The organism is Amycolatopsis sp. CA-128772 (genome assembly GCF_002904295.1).
In the GTDB taxonomy this organism is placed as follows: domain Bacteria; phylum Actinomycetota; class Actinomycetes; order Mycobacteriales; family Pseudonocardiaceae; genus Amycolatopsis.
The window spans coordinates 1-21,563 of sequence record NZ_PPHG01000058.1 but is presented as its reverse complement, the minus strand read 5'-3'; the positions used below and the strand labels follow the sequence as shown (position 1 = coordinate 21,563).

The 21,563-nt window shown below is 70.7% G+C and carries 24 protein-coding genes; 20 read left to right on the top strand and 4 right to left on the bottom strand.

The features are described 5' to 3' along the window. The first annotated feature begins 20 nt into the window (after positions 1-20). The 6 genes from otsB (at position 21) to C2L59_RS20540 (ending at position 7,113) form a co-directional block, all read left to right on the top strand. Positions 21-2,555, top strand: coding sequence for a trehalose-phosphatase (otsB, locus tag C2L59_RS20565; RefSeq protein WP_103351129.1), 2,535 nt, complete (start codon positions 21-23; stop codon positions 2,553-2,555). A gap of 87 nt (positions 2,556-2,642) precedes the next feature. Beyond that, positions 2,643-3,170: a hypothetical protein gene (locus C2L59_RS20560; protein WP_103351128.1), complete on the top strand. Its 528-nt coding sequence runs from the start codon at positions 2,643-2,645 to the stop codon at positions 3,168-3,170. 286 nt (positions 3,171-3,456) lie between these two features. After that, positions 3,457-4,023: a helix-turn-helix transcriptional regulator gene (locus tag C2L59_RS20555; RefSeq protein ID WP_103351127.1), complete on the top strand. Its 567-nt coding sequence runs from the start codon at positions 3,457-3,459 to the stop codon at positions 4,021-4,023. A gap of 48 nt (positions 4,024-4,071) precedes the next feature. Beyond that, entirely contained in the window at positions 4,072-5,355 is a 1,284-nt protein-coding gene (locus C2L59_RS20550) for a S9 family peptidase (RefSeq protein WP_103351126.1), read from the top strand. A 47-nt stretch (positions 5,356-5,402) separates the two neighbouring features. Further along, entirely contained in the window at positions 5,403-5,996 is a 594-nt protein-coding gene (locus tag C2L59_RS20545) for an RNA polymerase sigma factor (protein ID WP_103351125.1), read from the top strand. Next, the gene (locus C2L59_RS20540) at positions 5,989-7,113 is read left to right on the top strand and encodes a hypothetical protein (protein ID WP_103351124.1); all 1,125 of its coding nucleotides are present in this window, start codon (positions 5,989-5,991) and stop codon (positions 7,111-7,113) included. The genes C2L59_RS20545 and C2L59_RS20540 overlap by 8 nt, the downstream gene beginning before the upstream one ends. Here the strand turns inward: C2L59_RS20540 and radA are convergent, their stop codons facing one another. Beyond that, the gene (gene radA, locus C2L59_RS20535) at positions 7,114-8,472 is read right to left on the bottom strand and encodes a DNA repair protein RadA (RefSeq protein ID WP_103351123.1); all 1,359 of its coding nucleotides are present in this window, start codon (positions 8,470-8,472) and stop codon (positions 7,114-7,116) included. It lies immediately after the preceding gene. 39 nt (positions 8,473-8,511) lie between these two features. Then, the gene (locus tag C2L59_RS20530) at positions 8,512-9,222 is read right to left on the bottom strand and encodes a hypothetical protein (protein WP_103351122.1); all 711 of its coding nucleotides are present in this window, start codon (positions 9,220-9,222) and stop codon (positions 8,512-8,514) included. Positions 9,223-9,508: 286 nt separating this feature from the next. Here C2L59_RS20530 and C2L59_RS20525 point away from each other — a divergent pair, with 286 nt between their 5' ends. The 14 genes from C2L59_RS20525 to C2L59_RS20460 all read left to right on the top strand — a co-directional run bounded on the left by C2L59_RS20525 (position 9,509) and on the right by C2L59_RS20460 (position 20,494). Beyond that, complete coding sequence (locus C2L59_RS20525; protein WP_004559016.1) at positions 9,509-10,000, top strand: CarD family transcriptional regulator; 492 nt, start codon at positions 9,509-9,511, stop codon at positions 9,998-10,000. Between the two features lie 53 nt (positions 10,001-10,053). Continuing rightward, positions 10,054-10,668: a 2-C-methyl-D-erythritol 4-phosphate cytidylyltransferase gene (locus C2L59_RS20520; RefSeq protein WP_103351121.1), complete on the top strand. Its 615-nt coding sequence runs from the start codon at positions 10,054-10,056 to the stop codon at positions 10,666-10,668. After that, positions 10,665-11,132, top strand: a complete 468-nt coding sequence (ispF, locus tag C2L59_RS20515) for a 2-C-methyl-D-erythritol 2,4-cyclodiphosphate synthase (RefSeq protein WP_103351120.1) — start codon at positions 10,665-10,667, stop codon at positions 11,130-11,132. Before C2L59_RS20520 ends, ispF begins: the two co-directional genes overlap by 4 nt. Before the next feature lie 59 nt (positions 11,133-11,191). Further along, positions 11,192-11,587 carry a PPOX class F420-dependent oxidoreductase gene (locus tag C2L59_RS20510; RefSeq protein WP_103351119.1) on the top strand — a complete coding sequence of 132 codons (396 nt, stop codon included), beginning with the start codon at positions 11,192-11,194 and terminating at the stop codon, positions 11,585-11,587. A 22-nt stretch (positions 11,588-11,609) separates the two neighbouring features. After that, the gene (locus C2L59_RS20505; RefSeq protein WP_103351118.1) at positions 11,610-12,296 is read left to right on the top strand and encodes an HAD family hydrolase; all 687 of its coding nucleotides are present in this window, start codon (positions 11,610-11,612) and stop codon (positions 12,294-12,296) included. Between the two features lie 43 nt (positions 12,297-12,339). Continuing rightward, positions 12,340-13,728 carry a cysteine--tRNA ligase gene (gene cysS, locus C2L59_RS20500; RefSeq protein WP_103351117.1) on the top strand — a complete coding sequence of 463 codons (1,389 nt, stop codon included), beginning with the start codon at positions 12,340-12,342 and terminating at the stop codon, positions 13,726-13,728. Between the two features lie 29 nt (positions 13,729-13,757). Then, a complete protein-coding gene (rlmB, locus tag C2L59_RS20495) occupies positions 13,758-14,714 on the top strand; it encodes a 23S rRNA (guanosine(2251)-2'-O)-methyltransferase RlmB (RefSeq protein ID WP_103351116.1) in 957 nt (318 codons plus the stop codon). 52 nt (positions 14,715-14,766) lie between these two features. Further along, complete coding sequence (locus tag C2L59_RS20490) at positions 14,767-16,200, top strand: MBOAT family protein (RefSeq protein ID WP_103351115.1); 1,434 nt, start codon at positions 14,767-14,769, stop codon at positions 16,198-16,200. Between the two features lie 33 nt (positions 16,201-16,233). After that, positions 16,234-16,587, top strand: a complete 354-nt coding sequence (locus C2L59_RS20485; RefSeq protein WP_103351142.1) for a hypothetical protein — start codon at positions 16,234-16,236, stop codon at positions 16,585-16,587. A gap of 70 nt (positions 16,588-16,657) precedes the next feature. Continuing rightward, positions 16,658-17,263: a histidine phosphatase family protein gene (locus tag C2L59_RS20480; protein WP_103351114.1), complete on the top strand. Its 606-nt coding sequence runs from the start codon at positions 16,658-16,660 to the stop codon at positions 17,261-17,263. A gap of 72 nt (positions 17,264-17,335) precedes the next feature. After that, a complete protein-coding gene (locus C2L59_RS20475) occupies positions 17,336-17,917 on the top strand; it encodes a transglutaminase family protein (protein ID WP_103351113.1) in 582 nt (193 codons plus the stop codon). Between the two features lie 183 nt (positions 17,918-18,100). Further along, positions 18,101-19,114, top strand: a complete 1,014-nt coding sequence (locus C2L59_RS20470) for a hypothetical protein (protein ID WP_199199170.1) — start codon at positions 18,101-18,103, stop codon at positions 19,112-19,114. Between the two features lie 2 nt (positions 19,115-19,116). Beyond that, positions 19,117-19,755, top strand: coding sequence for a hypothetical protein (locus tag C2L59_RS20465; protein WP_103351112.1), 639 nt, complete (start codon positions 19,117-19,119; stop codon positions 19,753-19,755). Positions 19,756-19,828: 73 nt separating this feature from the next. Then, entirely contained in the window at positions 19,829-20,494 is a 666-nt protein-coding gene (locus C2L59_RS20460) for an HD family phosphohydrolase (protein ID WP_103351111.1), read from the top strand. Between the two features lie 33 nt (positions 20,495-20,527). On the opposite strand, the gene C2L59_RS20455 is transcribed toward C2L59_RS20460, so the two are convergent. Together C2L59_RS20455 and C2L59_RS20450 are read right to left on the bottom strand one after the other, a co-directional pair. Then, entirely contained in the window at positions 20,528-21,178 is a 651-nt protein-coding gene (locus C2L59_RS20455; RefSeq protein WP_103351110.1) for a class II aldolase/adducin family protein, read from the bottom strand. 62 nt (positions 21,179-21,240) lie between these two features. Next, on the bottom strand, positions 21,241-21,563 hold a 323-nt coding region (locus C2L59_RS20450), incomplete at its 5' end, for a transposase (protein ID WP_146060413.1).

Genomic DNA, 21,563 nt, shown 5'->3' with positions numbered 1-21,563 from the left:
GCACGAGCTCCTGAGGAGGAGTGTTGACTGCCGAGGCCCTGCCCGCCGAGTTGCGGCGTGCGATCGTCCAGATCGCCCGCACGCCGCGCCTGCTGGTCGCTTGCGACTATGACGGCACGCTGGCACCCATCACCCTCAACCCCGACGAGGCACGCCCGCTGCCCGAATCCGTCGGGGCCCTCAGATCGCTCGCCGGTCTGCACGAGACCACCACGGCGGTCATCTCCGGCCGTGCGCTGCGGGACCTGGCCACGCTCTCGCGGCTGCCGTCCGAGGTGAACCTCGTCGGCAGCCACGGCTCGGAGTTCGACATCGGCTTCATCCACGCCCTCGACGAGAAGGCGCGGGAGCTGCACCGGCGGCTGGAGTCCGAGCTCGAACAACTCGTCCTGGACGTCCCGGGCGTGTCGCTCGAGGTCAAGCCGGCCAGCATCGCGGTGCACGTGCGCCGCGCCGAGCACGAGGCCGGCCGCCGCGTGCTTGCGGCCGTCCACTCCGGACCGTCCACCTGGGAAGGCGTGTCGACCACCGACGGCAAGGAGGTGGTCGAGCTGGCGGTCGTCCAAACGGACAAAGGCCGCGCACTGGACATCCTCCGCCACCAGGTCGGCGCCACCGCCGCGATCTTCCTCGGCGACGACGTCACCGACGAGAAGGCGTTCGCCCGGCTGTCCGGCCCGGACCTGGGCATCAAGGTCGGCGACGGCGAGACGCTCGCCGCGTTCCGCGTGCCCGACACCGTGGACGTCGCTCTGGTCCTCGGCTTCCTCCTGGAGGAGCGCCGCAACTGGCTCTACGGCGAGTCGGCCCCGCCGATCGAGCGGCTGTCGATGCTGGCCAACGAGCGGTCGGTCGCGCTGCTGACCCCGGACGCCAAGCTGACCTGGCTGTGCCACCCGGGCCCGGACGCGCCCGCGGTGTTCGCCGACCTGCTCGGCGGCGAGGGCGCGGGCCACTTCTCCATCAAGCCGCACCGCAACGGCCTCCCGCTGGGCCAGCGCTACCTGCCGAACACGATGACGGTCGAGACGCGCTGGTCGCGCCTGCTCGTCACCGACTACCTCGAGCCGGAAAGCGCCCCGCACCGGACGGACCTCGTGCGCGTGATCTCGGGCGAGGCGGCGGCGAGCGTCAAGTTCGCGCCGCGGCCCGAGTTCGGCGGCGTGCCGGTGAAGCTGGAGATCACCGAAGGCGGCGTCCGGGTGCTCGGCACGTCGGAGCCGTTCGTGCTGTACTCGCCCGGCGTCGAGTGGACCATCACCTCCGACGGCCTGCACGACACCGCGACCGCGCTCGTGCAGCCGACGCCCACCCAGCCCGTCGTGCTGGAACTGCGCTGCGGCACCACGGACCTGGGCGCCCACGAACTGTCCGAAGTGGAACGCCGGGACCGCGCGGGCCGCTATTGGAGCGCGTGGACGTCGAAGCTGCAGCTGCCGACCGTGCAGACCGACCTGGTGCTGCGCTCGGCGCTGACGCTGCGCGGCCTGGTCAACACCGACACCGGCGGGGTGCTGGCGGCGGCGACGTCGTCGCTGCCCGAGGAGATCGGCGGCGTCCGCAACTGGGACTACCGCTACTGCTGGATCCGCGACGCCGCGATGACCGTGCGGGAGCTCGTGCACCTGGGCTCGATCGAGGAGGCCGAGGGCTACCTGCGGTGGCTGCACGGCGTGCTCGCCACGCTGGCCGGCCCGGAGCGCCTGCACCCGCTGTACACCCTCGCCGGCAGCGTCATCGGCGCCGAAGCGGTGATCGAGTCGCTGCCCGGGTACGCCGGTTCGCGGCCGGTGCGCGTCGGCAACCTGGCGAACCACCAGGTGCAGCTGGACGTCTTCGGCCCGGTCGTCGAGCTCGTGCAGACGCTGGCGTCCGCGCGCGGCGAGCTGCGCGACGAGGACTGGCAGATGGTGCGGGCCATGGCGGAGGCTGTGACGCGCCGCTGGAACGAGCCGGACCACGGGATCTGGGAGGAGCGGCACGTGCCGCGCCACCGGGTCTACTCCCGGGTGATGTGCTGGGTGACGATCGACCGCGCGATCAAGCTCGGCGAGCAGTACGGCCGGGAGATCCCGGGCAACTGGCACGGCCTGCGCGAGGAGATCAAGCACGACGTCCTCACGCACGGCTGGAACGACGAGGTTCAGGCGTTCACCACGGCCTACGACGGCACGGACCTGGACGCGGCGTCGCTGTTCGTCGGGCTCACCGGGCTGATCGACCCGGCCGACGAGCGCTTCCAGCAGACGGTGACGGCGATCGAGGCGGAGCTGCGCAGCGGGTCCACTGTGTACCGTTACCGCCGCGACGACGGCCTGCCGGGCGGCGAGGGCGGCTTCCACATCTGCGCGGCCTGGCTGATCGAGGCGTACCTGCTCACCGGGCGGCGCACCGAGGCGCAGGAGCTGTTCGACCAGATCGTCGCGGCGGCCGGCCCGACCGGGCTGCTGCCGGAGCAGTACGACCCGATCGCGGAGCGGTCGCTGGGCAACCACCCGCAGGCGTATTCGCACATCGGGCTGATCCGGTGCGCCAACTTGCTGGCGGCCAGTTAGCCCTTTCGGTCCGAAAGTACGTGAAGGCCACGTTGGGGGACGGTGAGTCCCTTACTGTGGCCTTCACGGCTTTCGGAGGTGAGACGGGTGCAGGGAACCTTCGGACAGGTCGAGTTCGTGCCGCTGCCCCCGCGGTTCGCCGACCGGGTGCGCTGGGGCTCGCTGGTCGTCGGCTGCTCCATGATCGCCGGGATGGTGCTGCTGTTCGGCCTCACCACCTACCTGCAGGGCATCGTGCACGGCCACGCGTTCCCGGACGCCCTGCTGGGCAAGGCCGCGGCGGTGCTGCCGCCGCTGGGCGTGCTGGCCATCGCGGTCCTGGTCCTGACGTGCCGCCGCTGCCTGCGCGGTGACTACCTCGTGGTGGCCAGCGCTGAGTCGGCCCGCGGCGCGCTGCTGTTCGCCTACGTCTTGGCGCTGGCGCTGATCCTCGGCTCCTTCGCGGTGCCGATCATGTTCCGCGTGTGGCGCGACACCCCGCACCTGCAGGCGCCCGACCTGCTCACGACGTTCTCGACGCTCGCCTTCGCCACCACGGGTTTCGCGGCCGGCATGTGCTACGTGCGGCCGTCGGTGCAGACGCTCCGGAAGTACAGCGACCACCCCATCTGGTAAGTCCACTTTAGACACTCCACTTACCTTTTCGGTGGCTCTCACCAGGGATGATCCGGGGGTGTTACCGGGTCTGGCGGCTTCGAGGGACTGCGGATAGGGACACGGCCACCTTGAAGTAGGTCTCGGCTGCGACGTCCTCTACGCCATGCTCCGCAACGGCACCCACTACCAACACCCCGCGCCCGCCGCGGCTTGACAACCACATCAGGACCCCCCGGAGCATCCGACTGCGCCGAGTTGCACAGATTTCTTTGCACAATTTTCTCTGCACAGCTACAGTGGGCTCATGACCAGCGCTCCACCACCGGAAGAGCTCGATCCGGACGCCCTCAAGGCCGTCACGCATCCGCTGCGCCGCCGGATTCTCGGCGTCCTGTCGGCCGGCCCGGCCACCGCCACGAAACTCGCCAAGGCCCTCGGCGAGAACACCGGCGCGACCAGTTACCACCTGCGGGAACTGGCGCGGTTCGGCTTCGTCGAGGACGTTCCGGAGCTCGCGCGGGGCAAGGAACGGTGGTGGCGGACGCGGCCGCGGGACATCCGCTGGCCGCGGCGCAGCGCCCAGAGCGCCGAATCCCGGGTGCTGTTCGACGACATGCAGCGCCAGGGGTTCGAGGACGACCTCGAAAAGCTCAACCGGTTCGCGGAACAGCGCGACGGGCTGCCCGGCGACTGGCCGGACGCGCTGCTGCACGCGCGGGGCGGCACCTGGCTCACCGCCGAGGAGCTCAAGCAGTTCTGGGACGACTACATGGAGCTGTACCGCCGGTACTGGCGGAGCGAGGACGACCGGTCGCCGGAAGCGCGGCGCGTGCTCGTGCGCTGGCTCGCGTTCCCGGATCCAGGGGAATGACATGACACCAGGGGGTTTTCCATGCGAAGAGGGGTTCTACTGGCCGGGGTGATCCTGGCGGTCACGGCGTTGGCGCCACCAGCGCCACCGGCGTCGGCGGCGGGGGTGACCGGCGGCGAAGTGACGTTCACGAACGGCGGCGTGACCTTGCACGGCACCGTCGTCGCACCGCCCGGCGGCACGAAACTGCCGGGCCTGGTGATGGTCCACGGCTCGGGGGCGCACAGCCGGGAGGACTACCGCGATCAGGCGGAAGCCTTTGCGCGGCAAGGCATCGCGACGCTGATCTACGACAAGCGCACCGAAGGCTATTCGCAGTTCGAACGCTCGTATTCCACGCTGGCGGACGACGCTTTGGCCGCGGTCGGGGCGTTGCGGAAGCGGCCGGAGATCGACCCGGCGCGGGTCGGCGTCTGGGGGTTGAGCGAAGGGGGCTGGGTCGCGCCGCTGGCGGCTTCCCGGTCCGCGGACGTCGCCTTCGTCGTGACGGTCGGGGCGAACGGCGTCAAACCGGCGCAGCAGCAGGCGTGGGCGATCGAGAACCAGCTGCGGCGCCTGGGGATGGACGGTTCGGTCGTGCGGACGGCGTCGTCGACGATGGTGCGCCAGCTCGTCGGCGGCGGCGTGTTCCCCGAGGCGTACTACGACCCCGTGCCGGTGCTGAAGAGCCTGCGCCGGCCGGTGCTGGGGCTGTGGGGTGCGAAGGACGTCCTGACGCCGCCGGGCGAGGCCCTCCGGATCTTCGGGGAGTCCGTCGCGGACCACACGCTGCGGGTCTTCCCCGACGCGCAGCACCAGCTGCGGCGGACCACGGACGGCTTCGACAAGCTGCCCGGCTACGCACCCGGTTACCTCGAGCTCGTGGGCAGCTGGGTGAACCACCCGCCGGCGGCGTCCAGCGCCGACGCACCGCCGGCCCAGGATCGGCCGAGCGTCGAGATCGCGCCGTTGCGCTGGTACGAGGCGACCTGGCTCCAGCTGGCCGTGGTGGCGCTGCTGCTGGTGGCGTTCGCCTGGTACCCGCTCTTCCGGCGCGGCCCGGCGGCGCGACCGGCCCGCTGGCTGTCGGCGGCCGGCCTGCTCGCCGTGCTCGGCTTCCTGGCCGTCGACGTGCTGATCCAGCTGACCATGGGCCGGTCGCTGGGCCCGGTGGTCCTGGGCCGCCCGCTGCCATGGCTGGCGCTGCAGCTGCTTTCGGCAGGCGTGGTGGCCGCGGCGATCGGCACGGCGGTGGCGTGGTGGCGCCGGCGCTCCCTCCGGCTCGGCGTGCTGCTCGCGGGCGGCGTCCTGTTCGTCCCCTGGGCACTGTATTGGGGGCTGCTGAACGTCTGACGTACGTTCGCCGTGAACGCTCGTGCAGGCTGCGGGCAACTGGGGGCATGCAGGTGATCCACGAAGGATCGGAGCTCGGGGGGCACGACCGCCCGGACCTGGGCGGACCCGAGCCCGGGCCGGCGTTCGGCCGGCTCTTCGACGCCCACGCCGCCCAGCTGCGCCGGTACCTCGCCCGCCGGGTCGGGGTCGAACCGGCCAACGACCTCGTCGCCGAGACCTTCCTGGTCGCGTTGCGGCGTCGCGAAAGCTACCGGCCGGAGCTGGGCACCGCGCGGTCGTGGCTCTACGGCATCGCCACCAACCTGCTGCGCCACCACGTGCGGTCGGAGCTGCGCGGGCTGCAGGCCACCGCCCGGCTGGCGCGGACCGGCGACACCACCCACGCGGGGCACGACGGCCGCGTCGCCGAGCAGGTCGACGCGCAGGTGCGGGCGGCCCAGCTGGCCGGCGCGCTGGCCCGGCTCAACCCCGCCGACCGCGACACGCTGCTGCTCGTGTCCTGGGCCGGGCTGGAGCCGGCCGAGGTCGCCGAAGCCCTCGGCATCCCGCCCGGTACCGTCCGGTCCCGGTTGCACCGGATCAGACGCTGGCTCAGGACGAACGCCCCGGCCCAAGAGGAGGTGCAGGACCTTGCGTGAAGACAACGTCCGGAAGATCTGGTCCGAAGCCGAACTCGACGCGGCGCTCGCGGACCTGCACGGCGACGACGTCGAGGAGGACGACGGGCTGGCCTTCGCCCGCTCGTCCCTGCTCGCGGCCGCCGGTGCCGGGGAGGCGCCGCCCGCCGGGCCCCGCCGGGCCGGGGCGTGGCGGTGGCTCGCCGTGGCCGCCGCCGTCGTGACCCTGGTCGGCGGGCTCGGCGTCGCCGCGACCCTGTGGACCCCGAACGCGCCGGAGCCGGCCCGGCCGGCCGCCGCGCTCCCCGACCTCGACCGCCCGCTCGCGCCGGGCGAGTACCGCTACGCCCAGAAGCTCACCTGGCTGCCCCAGATCGTGTTCGGCCGGCCGGTCCAGCTGCAGCAGAAGACCGAGCTGTGGATCCCGGCCGACCCCACCGGCGTGTGGCACCGCCGCTCGATGTGGACCGGCGCCGTCCGCGGCCTGACCCCGGAGCTGGAGCAGAGCCTCAAGGTCAACCTGTCGCCGCTCGACGAAGACGGCGACGGCGGGGTGTTCGCCGGGGCACCCGGCCACGTCGGGGAGACCGGGCCCGGCTGGAACACCCCGCTCGCGAACTGGCTGACCCCCGACGCGGCCTTCGTCGCTTCGCTCGTTCCTGACCGGGCGGTGCTGGCCGACCGGTTGCGGCTGGACACGATCAGCACCCACGACAAGGGGAAGGGACAGCTCCACAGCCCGACGGAGTCCCTCGGCATGGCGCGGTCCGTGCTGGAGCTCGGCCTGGTCCGCAAGGATGTCCGGCTCGCCCTGCGTGACGCGCTCACCGACGTCCCGGGTATCGCCGTCGTCCCCGGCGTGCCGGGCCCCGGTGGCCGGCCGGCCACCGTCCTGCAGGCCGACGACACGGGCCGGCGGTTGTTCCTCGACCCGGCGACGGCGCAGCTGCTGGCCGCGGACACGAATCCGGGCACGCCGATCACGCGCAGCGCCGACGTGCCGATCATCAGCACGTCCCAGCCGCCCCCGATCTCGGTTCCGATCACGACCATGAACACGCGACCGCCGCCGGCACCGCAGTCGGTGCTCGCCCCGGAGATGGTCTACTCGTTCGCCATCAGCCGGGACAGGTGGTGATCAGCGGGCGTGACCGGCCGCGTTCAGCGCGTCCGCGACGTTCGCCACCTCCAGCACCCGGATGCCGGCGGGTGGCTTGCCCGAGTCCGGCGGCACCAGCGCGTGCGTGAACCCGAGCCGGGCCGCCTCCGCCAGGCGGCGGCCCACGCTCGGCACGCGCCGGAGCTCGCCCGCCAGCCCGACCTCGCCCACCGAGACCAGCCGCGGCGAGAGAGCGACGTCCTCGAAGCTCGACGTCAGCGCCAGGACCAGGGCCAGGTCGATACCCGGTTCGGTGATCTTCATGCCGCCGACCGTGGCCGCGTAGACGTCCTTGTCGCCGAGCTTGAGCCCGCCGCGCTTCTCCAGCACGGCCAGGACCATCGCCACGCGCGCGGAGTCGAGGCCGCTGACCGCGCGGCGCGGCTGTGGGGCCGCCGTCGCCGACACCAGGGCCTGGACCTCGCCCAGCATCGGCCGCTTGCCCTCCATCGAGACCGTGATCGCCGTGCCGGACACCGGCTCCGCCGTGCGGCTCATGAACAGCCCCGACGGGTCCGGTACCCCGACGATGCCTTCTTCCTGCAGCTCGAAGCAGCCGATCTCGTCGGAGGCGCCGAACCGGTTCTTGATGCCGCGGAGCATCCGCAGTGTCGAATGCTTGTCGCCCTCGAACTGCAGCACGACGTCGACCAGGTGCTCCAGCACGCGCGGGCCGGCCACCGAGCCGTCCTTCGTGACGTGCCCCACGAGCACGACCGGCAGCCCGCGCTCCTTGGCCAGCGCGACCAGCCCGGACGTCACCGCCCGGACCTGCGTCACTCCGCCGGGTGAGCCGTCGACCTGCGGGGACGCCATGGTCTGCACCGAGTCGACGATCAGCACGCCCGGCTTGACGTCGTCGACGTGCCCGAGGATGGCGGAAAGGTCGCTTTCGGCGGCCAGGTACATCCGGTCGTGGACGTTGCCCGTTCGCTCGGCGCGCAACCGGACCTGGCCCGCGGACTCCTCGCCCGTGACGTACAGGGACCGGTCGACCGTCTTCGCCCACTGGTAGGCGACCTCGAGCAGCAGGGTCGACTTGCCGACGCCCGGTTCACCGGCGAGCAGCACCACCGCGCCCGGCACCAGGCCGCCGCCCAGCACCCGGTCGAGTTCGGAAACGCCGGTGCGGCGGGCACGCGCCGCCTCGACATCGACTTCGCCGATCGGCCGCGCCGGTGCGCTCGGTGCCCCGGCCGCGACGCGCTGGATGGCCGGCCTGGCCGGCGCGCCGCGCTCCTCGAACGAGCCCCATTCCTGGCACTCCGGACACCGGCCCAGCCATTTGGCCGCTTCGTACCCGCAGCTCCCGCAGCGGTAGGTGGTCCCCTTCTTCACCCCGCGAGGCTATCGGCGACCACCGACAAAACCGGGGACCTACTCCTTGACGTGCGCCGGCGCCGCGATCGGCAGGTCGACGGTGACCGGGCCGGCGTTCTGGAAGACGAACGTGACCTTGATGACCTGACCGGGCCAGAGCGGCTGCTTCAGCGCGGGCAGCGTCACGGTGGCCTGGCCGACCTTCTCGGGCGCGGTCGGCGTCGCGGCCGGGCCGGACGACGGGACCTCGGAGGTGGCCGTGGCGGTGAGGTTGCCCGGGCTGTTCGTGGCCGAGCTGCTGCCGGCCGGGGCGCTCGAGGACGTCGGGGTGCCCGAGGACGTCGGGGCGGCCGAAGACGAGGTCGGCGCGCCCGAGGACGTGGGCTGCACCTCGTTGGTGGACTCGGCCGCGGCGTCCGGGCCGATCACCAGTGAGTGCGCCGCGACGACCGCCTTCGAGCCGCTGATGGTGGCCTGGCCGCCACCCTCGACCGTCACCGAAACGAGCGAGTCGTCCCGGGCGTCCCGGTTCACGATCGTGAGGGTCAGCGCGGGGGTCGCGCCGGCCGGGTAGCCCGGGCCGGAGGTCGGGTACTGGACCGCGGCGTTGCGCAGGTCGATGTTCTTGACCTGGGCGTGCGTACCGTTGACCGCGGCCTGCTGCGTGGAGGTCTGGGTGATCTGACCGGCCCCGCACCCGGCGAGCGCGAGCGCGGCACCGAGCGCCAGCACGCCCGCACCGAGCACGCGACGATTCTGCAGCCTCACGTCGCAGTCCTTCCCTTTTCACGGCCTCGTCGCCCCGAAGACTAGCCGGGGTCGATCTCCGCCGCGGAACGGGTGTGCGTTGCCGGGGCGCGGCGACCAAGATCAACCGTCCACAAAGGAATTCCCGGCCTGTGACGAAACGCTTCCCCGCTACCTGCGTGAGCACGGGGGTCCGACGTTTGTCAACCCCCGGCCAGGCCGCTGACCTGCGAGGACGAGTCCGGCCCGCTAGGTGGGCACTGGCGGCCCGTGCTAGGATGGGGTCAGCGAAAGGGGCAGAGGACACATGGTTTTCAAGGTCGGAGAGACCGTCGTCTACCCGCACCACGGTGCCGCACTCATCGAAGCCATCGAGACCCGCGTGATCAAGGGCGAGGAAAAGAAGTACCTCGTCCTCAAAGTCGCGCAAGGGGATCTCACGGTTCGCGTGCCCGCTGACAACGCCGAGATCGTAGGCGTGCGCGATGTCGTCGGGCAAGAAGGACTGGACAAGGTCTTCGACGTTCTGCGTGCTCCGCACACCGAAGAGCCCACCAACTGGTCTCGTCGGTACAAGGCCAACCTCGAGAAGCTCGCCTCCGGCGATGTGAACAAGGTGGCCGAAGTGGTGCGCGACCTCTGGCGGCGAGAGAAGGACCGCGGACTTTCAGCCGGTGAGAAGCGCATGCTGGCGAAGGCGCGGCAAATTCTGGTCAGCGAGCTCGCGCTCGCGGAGGGCACCGACGAGGACAAGGCTGAGGTCCTCCTCGACGAAGTTCTGGAAACCGCGACGGTCTGAGACCGCGGCATCCTGCCCGACGGGCGGGCGGGTGCCTCTACGATCGCGTACCGATGAACGTCGTCGCGATCGTGACCGTCGCACATCATGCCTCCGACGGGGAGTCAGCTCTCACGCCGGTCCATGGTGAGGCACTGCTCACGCACACCGTGCGGGGGCTGCTCGACGTACCGGAGATCGATCTGGTGCTCGTGGCGGCCCCCCAGCGGTGTGCGTCGTCGTTTTCCGAGGCGGTCGGCGGCCTCGGCTGCCGGGTCGTCCCCGGCTCGCTCCGGCAAGCCTTCGCCGCCGTCGAGCCCGAACTTTCCCGTGACTCAGTTGTACTCCTCCACGACGCGCTGCGTGCCTTCATTCCTGCGCAAACGGTGCGTGACGTCATCAGCGCGGTCCGTGACGGCGCGCCGGTCGTCGTCCCGGTGCTGCCGATGGCCGACACGGTGAAGGTGACCGATGCCGATTCGCTGATCACCCGCACGGAGGACCGCACCCGCCTGCGCACGCTCCAGACGCCCGTGGGCTACGCGCTGACGGCGTTCCGGCCCGACCTCGTGCCCCTCGGCGCGGCGACGGTCGACGGCCACCCGGACGCGATGCGCGTCACGAGCGATTTCGAACTGTCACTGGCCGAGGCGATCGCGGCGGCACCGAAGAACGAGGAGACGCTGTGAGGATCGGCAACGGGGTGGACGTTCACCCGATCGAACCGGGCCGCGAGTGCTGGATGGCGGGCCTGCGCTGGCCGGACACCGACGGCTGCGCGGGCCACTCGGACGGCGACGTCGCAGCGCACGCCCTGTGCGACGCCCTCCTGTCGGCGGCGGGCCTCGGCGACCTGGGCGCGGTGTTCGGCACCGGCGACCCCCGGATGGACGGCGCCCACGGCACGGACATGCTGGCCGAGGTCAGGGCCCTGATCGAGGCGGCGGGCTGGCGAGTGGCCAACGCCACGGTCCAGATCGTCGGCAACACCCCGCGGGTGGGCAAGCGGCGCGAAGAGGCGCAGAAGGTGCTGTCGGACGCGCTGGGCGGCCCGGTGAGCGTGTCGGGGACCACGACGGACGGCCTGGGCTTGACCGGGCGCGGCGAGGGCATCGCGGCCTTCGCGACGGCGCTGCTGCTCGCGGCGGAATGACCCGGCACCGGATGTGAGCTTTCCCGCTTTTCGCCGGACCCGCCCGATACGCTCCGGCCATGGGTGTGACTTTCAACGAGGCCACCAAGGCCCTGCTCGACGGCACCAACTACCCCGTCGTCGCCACCACCAACGCCGACGGCTCGCCGCAGAGCTCCGTCGTCTGGGCGCGCCGCGACGGGGACACCGTGGTCTTCGTGACCGTTCAGGGCCGGCGCAAGGAACGCAACATCCGCCGTGACCCACGGGTGTCGCTGTCCGTCTTCGATCTGGCGGACCCCGAGAACTACGTCGAGATCCGCGGCCGTGCCGAGGTCACCGTCGAGGGCGGGCGCGAGCTGAACGACGAGCTGGCCCGCAAGTACACCGGCACCGTCTTCCCGCCCGAGCCGGCCGACGTCGTACGCGTGCTGGTGCGGGTGGTCCCCGAACACATCACAGGGCATTCGGCCTGATGCTCCCGTTAGGCTGGGTGCCATGACGATCAGGGCGGTGTTGTTCGACTTCTCCGGCACGCTCTTCCGGCTCGAGCAGGACGAGTCCTGGCTCACCGAACTGACCGACCACGAAGGCACGCCGCTCGACATCGAGGCGCAGGCCGAGCTGATGCGGCGGATGACCGCCCCGGTCGGACAGGTCGTCGAGCTGGACGCTGAGCACGTGCACGCGTGGCAGCACCGCGACCGCGACCCGCAGCTGCACCGGAAGGTGTACCTCGAGGTGCTCAAGAAGTCCGGTGTCCCGCGGCCCGAACAGGCCGTCGCGCTGTACGACCGGCTCATCGATCCCAGCCAGTGGACGCCGTACCCGGACACCGAAGCGGCGCTCAAGGCCGCCGCCGAGCGGGGCCTGAAGGTGGGCGTGCTCAGCAACATCGCCTTCGACATCCGGCCCGCGTTCACCGCCCGCGGGTGGGACGCCTACGTCGACGAATTCGTGCTGTCCTTCGAGGTCGGCGCGGTGAAGCCGGAGCTGGAGATCTTCCGCAACGCCGTGCAGGCCCTCGGCGTGCCGGCCACCGAGACGCTGATGGTGGGCGACAGCGAGGAGGCCGACGGCGGCGCCCGCGCGCTCGGCTGCGAGTTCGCGCTGGTCGACCCGCTGCCGACGGCCGAACGGCCGGATGCCCTGCTCACGGCGTTGCGCGACCACGGCGTCGGCTGAGACCCAGAGATATTCCTCTCGCCCGACCCCGTACCCTTCGAGGGTGGCCCTTCACCTTTTCGACACAGCGACCCGGAGCGCACGGGAGTTCCACCCCGTCCGTAGCGGAACGGCGTCGATCTACGTGTGCGGGGCCACCGTGCAGGGCGTTCCGCACATCGGGCACGTCCGCGGTGCGCTGAACTACGACGTCCTGCGCCGCTGGCTCGTCCACAGTGGACTGGACGTGCTGCTGGTCCGCAACGTCACGGACATCGACGACAAGATCCTGGCCAAAGCCGCCGACGCCGGCCGGCCGTGGTGGGAGTGGGCGGCGACGCACGAGCGCGCCTTCGAGCAGGCGTACGAGCAGCTCGGCTGCCTGCCGCCGTCGATCAACCCGCGTGCGACCGGGCACGTCACCCAGATGGTCGAGCTGATGGAACGCCTCATCGAGAGCGGCCACGGCTACGTCGCGGACGGCGACGTCTACTTCTCGGTGAAGTCGTTCGACGACTACGGCAAGCTCTCCGGCCAGGTCCTGGAGGACGTCCAGCAGGGCGAGACGCCGACCCGCGGCAAGCGTGACCCGCGTGACTTCACCATGTGGAAGAGCGCGAAACCGGGCGAGCCGTCGTGGCCGACGCCGTGGGGGAACGGCCGGCCGGGCTGGCACCTCGAGTGCTCGGCGATGGCGACGGCCTACCTCGGCGCGGAGTTCGACATCCACGGCGGCGGCATCGACCTGGTCTTCCCGCACCACGAGAACGAGCGCGCGCAGTCCAACGCTGCGGGCGACGCGTTCGCGCGGTTCTGGCTGCACAACGCGTGGGTCACCATGTCGGGCGAGAAGATGTCGAAGTCGCTGGGCAACACCGTGGCGATCCCGGCGATGCTGGAGCGCTACCGGGCCGCCGAACTGCGGTACTACCTGGTGCAGCCGCACTACCGTTCCAACATCGAGTACTCCGACGCCGCGGTCTCCGAGGCCGCGCAGGGCTACCGGCGGATCGAGACGTTCCTGCGCCGCGCCGCGCAGGCGGGCGAGGTGACGCTGGGCACGATCCCGGTGGAGTTCGCGAACGCGCTCGACGACGACCTCGCCACCCCGCAGGCGTTCGCCGTGGTCCACACCACGGTCCGGGACGGTAACGCCGCCCTGGACGCGGGCGACAACCCCAAGGCACTCGAACTCGCCGCGGCCGTCCGCGCGATGACCGACGTGCTCGGCCTCGACCCGCTGTCCGCGCGCTGGTCCGAGGCGGGCGGTTCCGACACGCCCACCAAGGACGCGCTGTCCCGGATCGTCGAAGGGTTGCTGGCCGAGCGCCAGCAGGCCCGCGCCGAGAAGGACTTCGCCCGCGCGGACGCCGCCCGTGACCGCCTCTCGCAGGCGGGCATCGTGGTGGAGGACACCCCCAACGGTCCTCAGTGGACAGTCAAGTCCGACTGATCCCGTTACACAGCAAGGAAACTTTCACCATGGCAGGCAACTCGCGGCGCCAGGGCGCGATCCGCAAGACGGGCACCAAGAAGGGCGCCGTCGTCGGTTCGGGCGGCCAGCGCCGCAAGGCCCTCGAAGGCAAGGGGCCGACCCCGAAGGCGGAGGACCGCCCCGGGCACAAGGCGTACCGCCAGGCGAACGCCCAGACCAAGCGCGACGCGGCCCGGCAGAAGAAGGCCGACAAGCCGGAGCTGATCGCCGGGCGCAACCCGGTGGTCGAGGCGCTGCGCGCCGGCGTCCCGGCGACGGCGCTGTACGTCGCGCTGAACATCGAGATCGACGACCGGGTCAACGACGCCGTCCGGCTGGCCGGCGACAAGGGCATCTCGATCCTGGAGATCCCGCGCGAGGAGCTGGACCGCAAGACCAACCGGGCCGTGCACCAGGGCCTGGGCCTGCAGGTCCCGCCGTTCGAGTACGCGCACCCGGACGACCTGATGGCGGCGGCGCGCAACTCGGGCGAGGTCCCGCTGTTCGTCGCGCTCGACGGCGTCACCGACCCCCGCAACCTGGGTGCGGTGATCCGGTCGGCGGCCGCGTTCGGCGCGCACGGCGTGCTGCTGCCGGAGCGGCGCAGCGCGGGCATGACGGCGGTGGCGTGGCGCACGAGCGCGGGCACGGCGGCGAAGCTGCCGATCGCGGTGGCGACCAACCTGACCCGCCAGCTCAAGACGTGGGCGAACGACGGCCTGATGCTGGTCGGCCTGGACGCCGACGGGTCGGTGGACATCGACGAGCTGGAGCTGGCGGCCGACCCGCTGGTCATCGTGCTGGGCTCGGAGGGCCGCGGCCTGTCCCGCCTGGTCCGCGAGACGTGCGACGCGACGGTATCGATCCCGATGGCGGCGGGCGTGGAGTCGCTGAACGCTTCGGTGGCGGCGGGCGTGCTGCTCGCGGAGGTGGCGCGGCGCCGTCGTGCCGCCGGGCGGGTCTGAACACCCCCACCCAGTCGGGTTAGAGTCGCCGCGGATAAACCGAGGGGACCCGATGTCGTTCGTTTCGCCGCTCTTCCTGTGGTACTTCATGCCGGCGGTGCTCATCGCCGTGCTGCTGTGCCCCCGGACGTGGCGCAACGGCATCATCGCGGTGGGCAGCCTGCTGTTCTACACGATCGGCGCCGGCGGGTTCGTGTTCCTGCTGCTGGGCTGCATGGTGGTCAACTTCCTGGTCGGCCCGCTGCTGGCCCCGAGCCCCTGGGACGTCAACGGCACCCGCCGGCGCCGCATCCTCATCGCGGTGGTGTCGCTGGACGTGGCGGTGCTGCTGATCTGGAAGTACGCGGGGTTCGCCACCCAGCAGGTAGCGGCGGTGGCCCACTGGTTCGGCGGCAGCGTGCCGGTGGCGAGCCTGGTGGTCCCGATCGGCATCTCGTTCTACACGTTCCACCACATTTCCTACGTGGTCGACATCTACCGCGGAGAGCGCCAGGCCCTGCGCAACCCGGTGTCGTTCGCGGCGTACATCGCGATGTTCCCGCAGCTGGTGGCGGGCCCGATCGTGCGCTACCGCGAGATCGCGGACCAGCTCCCCCAGCTGCGTTCCCACCGCCTCGACGACATCGCGGCGGGCTTCCCGAGGTTCGCACTGGGCCTGTGCAAGAAGACGATCATCGCGGACTCCCTGAGCCCCCTGGTCGAGGCGTGTTTCAAGGTCCCCCCGGACCAGATGACGTTCGCCACGGCCTGGCTCGGCGCGATCGGCTACACGCTCCAGCTGTTCTTCGACTTCTCGGGCTACTCGGACATGGCGATCGGCCTGGGCCGCATGCTGGGCTTCCGGTTGCCGGAGAACTTCGCCAGGCCGTATTCCTCGGTGACGATCACGGAGTTCTGGCGCCGCTGGCACATGTCGCTGTCCCGCTGGTTCCGCGACTACGTGTACATCCCCTTGGGTGGAAACCGCCAGGGAGCGGCGAAGACGTACCGGAACCTGTGCATAGTGTTCGTGCTGACGGGCTTCTGGCACGGAGCCCAGTGGACGTTCCTGGTGTGGGGCTGTTACCACGGAGCACTGCTGGTGATCGAGCGCCGGTTCGCCCTGGACATGGACCCGGCCATCCGCTGGAAGCGCAACCTCCGCCGCGCACTGACGATGCTGCTGGTGGTGTTCGGCTGGGTGTTCTTCAGGTCCCAGGACCTGGGCCACGCGTTGACGATGATCGGCCACCTGCTGCTCCCGGACTTCGACGGCCTGGGAGCGGGGGTGGAGCAGGCCCTGACGAACCAGAGACTGGTCCTGCTGCTGGCGGCGCTGGCGGTGTTCGTACTGCCGGCGCATCCGGTGACGGGCCCGCTGCTGGAGTCGTCGAGAAGCCGCCCGGCCACGGCACTGCGAATCGGCGTGATGACGGTGGGGCTGTTGTACGCGGCGATCTTGATCGCCACGGGGACCTTCAGCCCGTTCTTGTATTACCAGTTCTAGAAAGCCCGGCAGGAACGAATGCAACACGAGAAGATGACCGACCTGTCAACCACCCCAGGCGTAATCCCCTACGTGGACCACCACAACGGCCCCCGACGCCTCCTCACCGTCGAAATCCCCCACCTCGGCCACACCGTCCGCGCCTACGCCCCGATCGCGAGCATCGACGGCCGTCAGTACATCGTCTCCTGGGGCGCGGTCTCCTTCGAAATCCCCGCCGACCGCAACGTCCACGTGAGCGTCCACCTCCAGACCAACAGCGGCCACGACCACACGATCACCCCGTTCGCCTCGCTCGTTCTCCCGCCCCATCCGGCGCCGGTCCGGCTGAGCGCCCAGTTCGCGCCGAGCCAGCGCCCCGAAGGCGTGCTCGTCCCGGTCGGCTGACCGTTCGCTCACCAGTTCAACACGGCCCACCACATTCACCCACACGGCGGACACATGGCACCCTGACCCCGTGCTGACCACCCGGTACCTCTTCCTCACCCGACACGGTGAAGCGGACCGGCGCGGACGGCTCACCGAAGCCGGCCGGCGGCAGGCCGTTCTGCTCGGGCGGCGCCTCCGGGACGTCCCCGTCACCTCGATCCACCACGGCCCCCTGCCCCGCGCCGCCGAGACCGCCGACCTCGTTGCCGCGCAGCTTCCCGGGGTGCCGCGGCACGTCGAAGACGCCGCTGACGACTTCGTCCCCTACACGCCGATGCGGGAGGAGCTCCCCGAGACCTCCGGTGACCTCCTGCTCGCCTTCACCCGGCAGTTCCCGCCCGCCGACGACGAGCGAGCCGCCGAGGCCGAACGGCGGTTCAGCGGGCCCGTGCCGGGGTCGGAACCGCGGTACCAGGTGCTCGTCACGCACAACTTCCTCGTCGGGTGGCTCGTCCGCGCCGCGCAGGACGCGCCGAAGTGGCGGTGGCTCACCTTCAGCCACGCCCACGCCGGGCTCACCGTCCTCCAGTACTCGCCGGGGCGGCCCGCCGTACTGCTGACCTACAACGACCTGAGCCACCTGCCCGCCGAACTGCGCTGGACCGGCTTCCCACCGGACTTCTACGTTCCGTAGCCGGCAACCGCGGAGCGTTGCCGCCCCGAAAACCTCTCTCGCCCGGATGGCCGAACCTGTCAGGATGCGCGGATGAGTCCCGTTCCGTCTCCCGCCTCCGATCGGCTCAGCGACTACCTCGCCGCGGACGCCGTCGTCGATCACGGACACCCGGCGATCCGCGCCCTCGCCGGCACCCTGCGGCCCGCGGGCGACGATCCCGCCGCCCGCGCGGAGGCCGCGTTCCTCTTCGTGCGCGACGAGGTCGAACACGTCATCGACGCCGGGGACCCGCGGGTCACCTGGCGGGCGTCGGACGTGCTGCGCGAGCGCGTCGGGATCTGCCACGCGAAGGCGCACCTGCTCGCCGCTTTGCTGCGGGCACAAGGGATTCCGGCCGGGTTCTGCTACCAGGAGCTGTCCGCGCTGCACGGGCTGAATGCCGTGTACCTGCACGGCAGGTGGTCGCGGCTCGACGCCCGCGGCAACCGCACGGGGGCCCGCGGGGAGTTTTCGCTCGACCGGGAAAAACTGGCCTGGCCGGTCGACACCGCCCGCGGCGAGCGCGATCTCCTGGAGATCCACGCGGCGCCGGCGCCGGTCGTGGTGGATTTCCTGATGACCGCCCAGCCCGGCCCCGGCTGGTACGAAAAGGGCCTGCCCGCCACTCTTTGATCATGGTTTTCCGTGATTTTCGGAAAACTCGGCAACTCGGTGAATTATTGCCGAGAGTGACGTCTGTCCGTCATCCTTGTCCCCCGAACTTCTTATTTCGCGGACACCGTCAGGCGCGTAAAGTAACTCCCCGCGCTCGAACAGACACTTTACGCATACGTCCGTTCGGGTGGTTCGAGGGAGGTGAAGCACGTGGCCGCGCCTGGCGGACGCCTCCGCCGTACCCCACTGCAGGAGATCTTCTGGACCAGGACGAGCCTGCTCCTCACGGTGCTCGTCGTGGTCGCCGGGCTGAGCCTGTGGATCGCCGGCCTGATGGACCCCGGCACGGGGAAGAACCTGGTGACGTCGCTGGGCACCGGCACCCTGATCTCCGCGATCGTCGGCTTCGGCCAGACGCTGATCACCGCCAGCGCCTCGCAGAAGGCGCTCGTGACGCCGGTGATCGAGGAGAGCAGGCGCGCGCTCGAAGACCTCAGCGCCGAATACCGGGCGCTGAACAAGGAGTTCTTCCCGACCGACGTGTTCGAGGCGACCACCGACCCCGATCCCGCGTTCAACCGCGCGCTGATGGCGGACCTCGACGCGACGCGGCAGTACTTCTTCCGCGGCTTCTCCGGGCGGCACGCGGCCGCCCGGCTGCTGCTTTCCCGCACCGAACGCGAACTGCGGGCCGTCATCGCCGATCCGCGCGACGCGAATTCGATCAGCGGGCGCGCCCGGTACCTGTTGCGCCGCGAGGCGGCCGACGTCGACTACGAACGGATCCAGACCCGGCTCGACGAAGAGATCCGGATCGGGCTCGTCGGCCTCTTCCTGGCGCGCAGCCGCTGCGCCCAGGTCGACATCACCGTGGTCGCCGATCCGCCGCTGGACCGGCTCGAGATGTTCGACGACAGCGTGTGGGTGTCGCTCTACAGCGACGTCCGCGGCGCCACGAAGCTGTACCCGCGGTCGCTGCGGTTCACCGAAGGTTCCTTCCTCTACAACATGGAACGCGCCGAATTCGTGCGCGTCTCGCAGTCCCGGACCGGCCGCCACTTCCGCATCACGTCCGCGACGACGCGGACGGATTTCCTGGCGCTGTTCGAGAAGATCACCGGATCCCCGTTGTCCGAGGAGCAGTTCCGCGAGCTGGAGGGCAAGTTCCACGCCTTCCGCGCGGAGTTCTCCGCAGTCGCCGAGCTAGGGAGCTGACCTTGCTCACCCGCCTGTCCCCCCTTTCCGAACTGGCCACGCGCCTGCGCACGGCCGGTTTCCCGCTCGCCGCGGACTGGCGCGCGGTCGACGGCTGGTTCCGGCCGTGGGCCGCCCAGCCCGGCCTGCGGGAGGAGCTGCGCACGCAGCTCCGCGCGTTGTCCGGCGCGCAGGCCGCCAAGGTGCTGCGCTCGTCCCGCGAAACGACCACCCACTTCGCCTGGTGCCTGCTCGATTCGCCGGCCGACCCGTTTTCCTTCTGGCTGCACGAATACAAGGCGCAGGAGGACTGGCGGGAAGGGTACGCGGATTCCGTGCACAACCACAGATACCACTTCTGCACCACGCTCCTCCGTGGCAACTACCTGCACGAAAGGTACGAGACGACGATCGACGCCGGCAGCGGATTGATCTGCTCCGCACGGTTGCGGCGCCGGACGATGTGCGAAGCCGGGGCCTGCGCCACCATGCTGGCCCACGAATTCCACCGGATTCCCGAAGCGGGTACCGGAACGATGACTTTCCTGGTGAAATCACGGCCGGTGAGCGGTTTCAGCCTCTCCTTCGACCCGGCCAGCAGGACAGGACATCGTCACGTTCCGGTTGAGGTCCGATTGGGGGAATTGGCCGACCGCATCTAGCTACACACCGGCGTCAGCGGCGCTTACCATTACTCCACCCGTCTGAACACCACGGCCGGGATGGGAGAGGTGTATGCGCACGCAGAAAAGCACGATCGACCACGTGATCGTCGACGCCGTTGTCGGTGCCGTTGAAGAAAGGGTCCACCGGCTCTGCCGGCAGTACGCCGAGCGGCTGCAGTTCCACGGCTGGCACCACGTCAGTTTCGTCCGCGCGAAGGCGGCCGGTTTCGCCCGGCACAACGGCGCGGACGTCGCGGTGGTGGAGATCGCCGCGCTGGTGCACGACGTCAACTACCTGGTGCTCCGGAACTCGCCCGCCGCCGCGGGCCGGAGCCTCCGGCTGGAAATCCTCGCCGAATGCGGCGTCCCCCCGCGGATTGCGCGGTGGGTCGACGAAATCGTCGACGAAGCCGAAATGGCCACCCGCGGCCGGGACATTTCGCTGGAAGCGCAGGCGTTGAGCGACGCGGACACGTTGTTCAAGGCGCTGCCGGTGACGCCGGTGGTGCTGGCCCACCGGTACCTGCGCGAGAACGGGCTGAGCCTGCGCGAGCTGGCGGACAAGATCGTCGGCGAGCAGTGCGACGTCCACGACGAGGGGTACTACTTCTACAACCCGGAGGCGGCCGCGACGTACTCGCGCTGGGCGACGGCGAACCTGCAGCTGTGGCAGTGCATCAAGGAGGCGGTCGACGACCCGACCGTGGTCGAGCTGCTGGACGCGGTCGCGTCCTGACCCTTTCGCGTCCCCGTTCGCGGCCGGCGCCGGTCAGCCCCGGCCGAACCCCCGCAGCCGGTCGACGACGTTGGCGACCTCGGGCGGCGGCAGCAGGCTGGGCCGGCCGACGCTCTGCGCGAGCAGCCACACGCGGCAGGCCCATTCGAGCTGCTGCGCGCGGTGGTAGGCGGCTTCGAGGCCGTCGCCGTAGGTGAGGGTGCCGTGGTTGGCCATCAGGCAGCCACGGCGCCCTTCGAGGGCTTCGAGCACGGCGGCCGCGAGCTCCGGCGTGCCGTAGGTGGCGTAGCGCGCGACGCGCACGGACGGCCCGATGGTGGCGATGATGTAGTGGATCGGCGGCACCTCACGCACGAGCGTCGACACGGCGGTGGCGTGCGGCGAGTGCGTGTGGACGACGGCGGTCACGGGTTCACCGTCCGGGTCCCGAACGTCCCAGTACACGGACAGGTGAACGGGCAGCTCACTGGTCGGCGCCAGCGCCCCCTCGACAACGGCACCCCCGAGATCGACGACGGCGATGTCGGCGGGGGTGAGAGTGGAGTAGGCAACCCCGCTCGGCGTGACGGCGACGAGATCCCCGGCCCGCACGGAGACGTTCCCGGAGGTACCGACAACCAGGCCATCCCCGACCATCCGGCGCGCATAAGCACACACGGCGGCCCGCTCGGTCTCGAGGATCATGCCCACCACTCTGGCCCAGACACGGCCCCCACCCGTCCCCGGGGGGTGTCCCTATGTGGTTGTCAAGCCGCAGAGGCGGTGGGAGCGGGTTCGGGGTGGCGGTAGAGGGTGCCGTTGCGCAGCATCGCGTAGAGCACGTCGCAGCGGCGGCGGGCCAGGCAGATCAGCGCGGCGTTGTGCTTCTTGCCCTCGGCGCGTTTCCTGTCGTAGTAGGACCTGCTGGTCGGGTCCGACAGGGCAGCGAACGCGGCGAGGAAGAACGCGCGTTTGAGCTGGCGGTTTCCGGTTCGAGCCGCGTGTTCGCCCTTGATCGATGTTCCGGAGCTGCGGGTGACCGGGGCGATGCCGGCGTAGGCGGCCAGGTGCCCCGAGCTGGCGAAGTTGG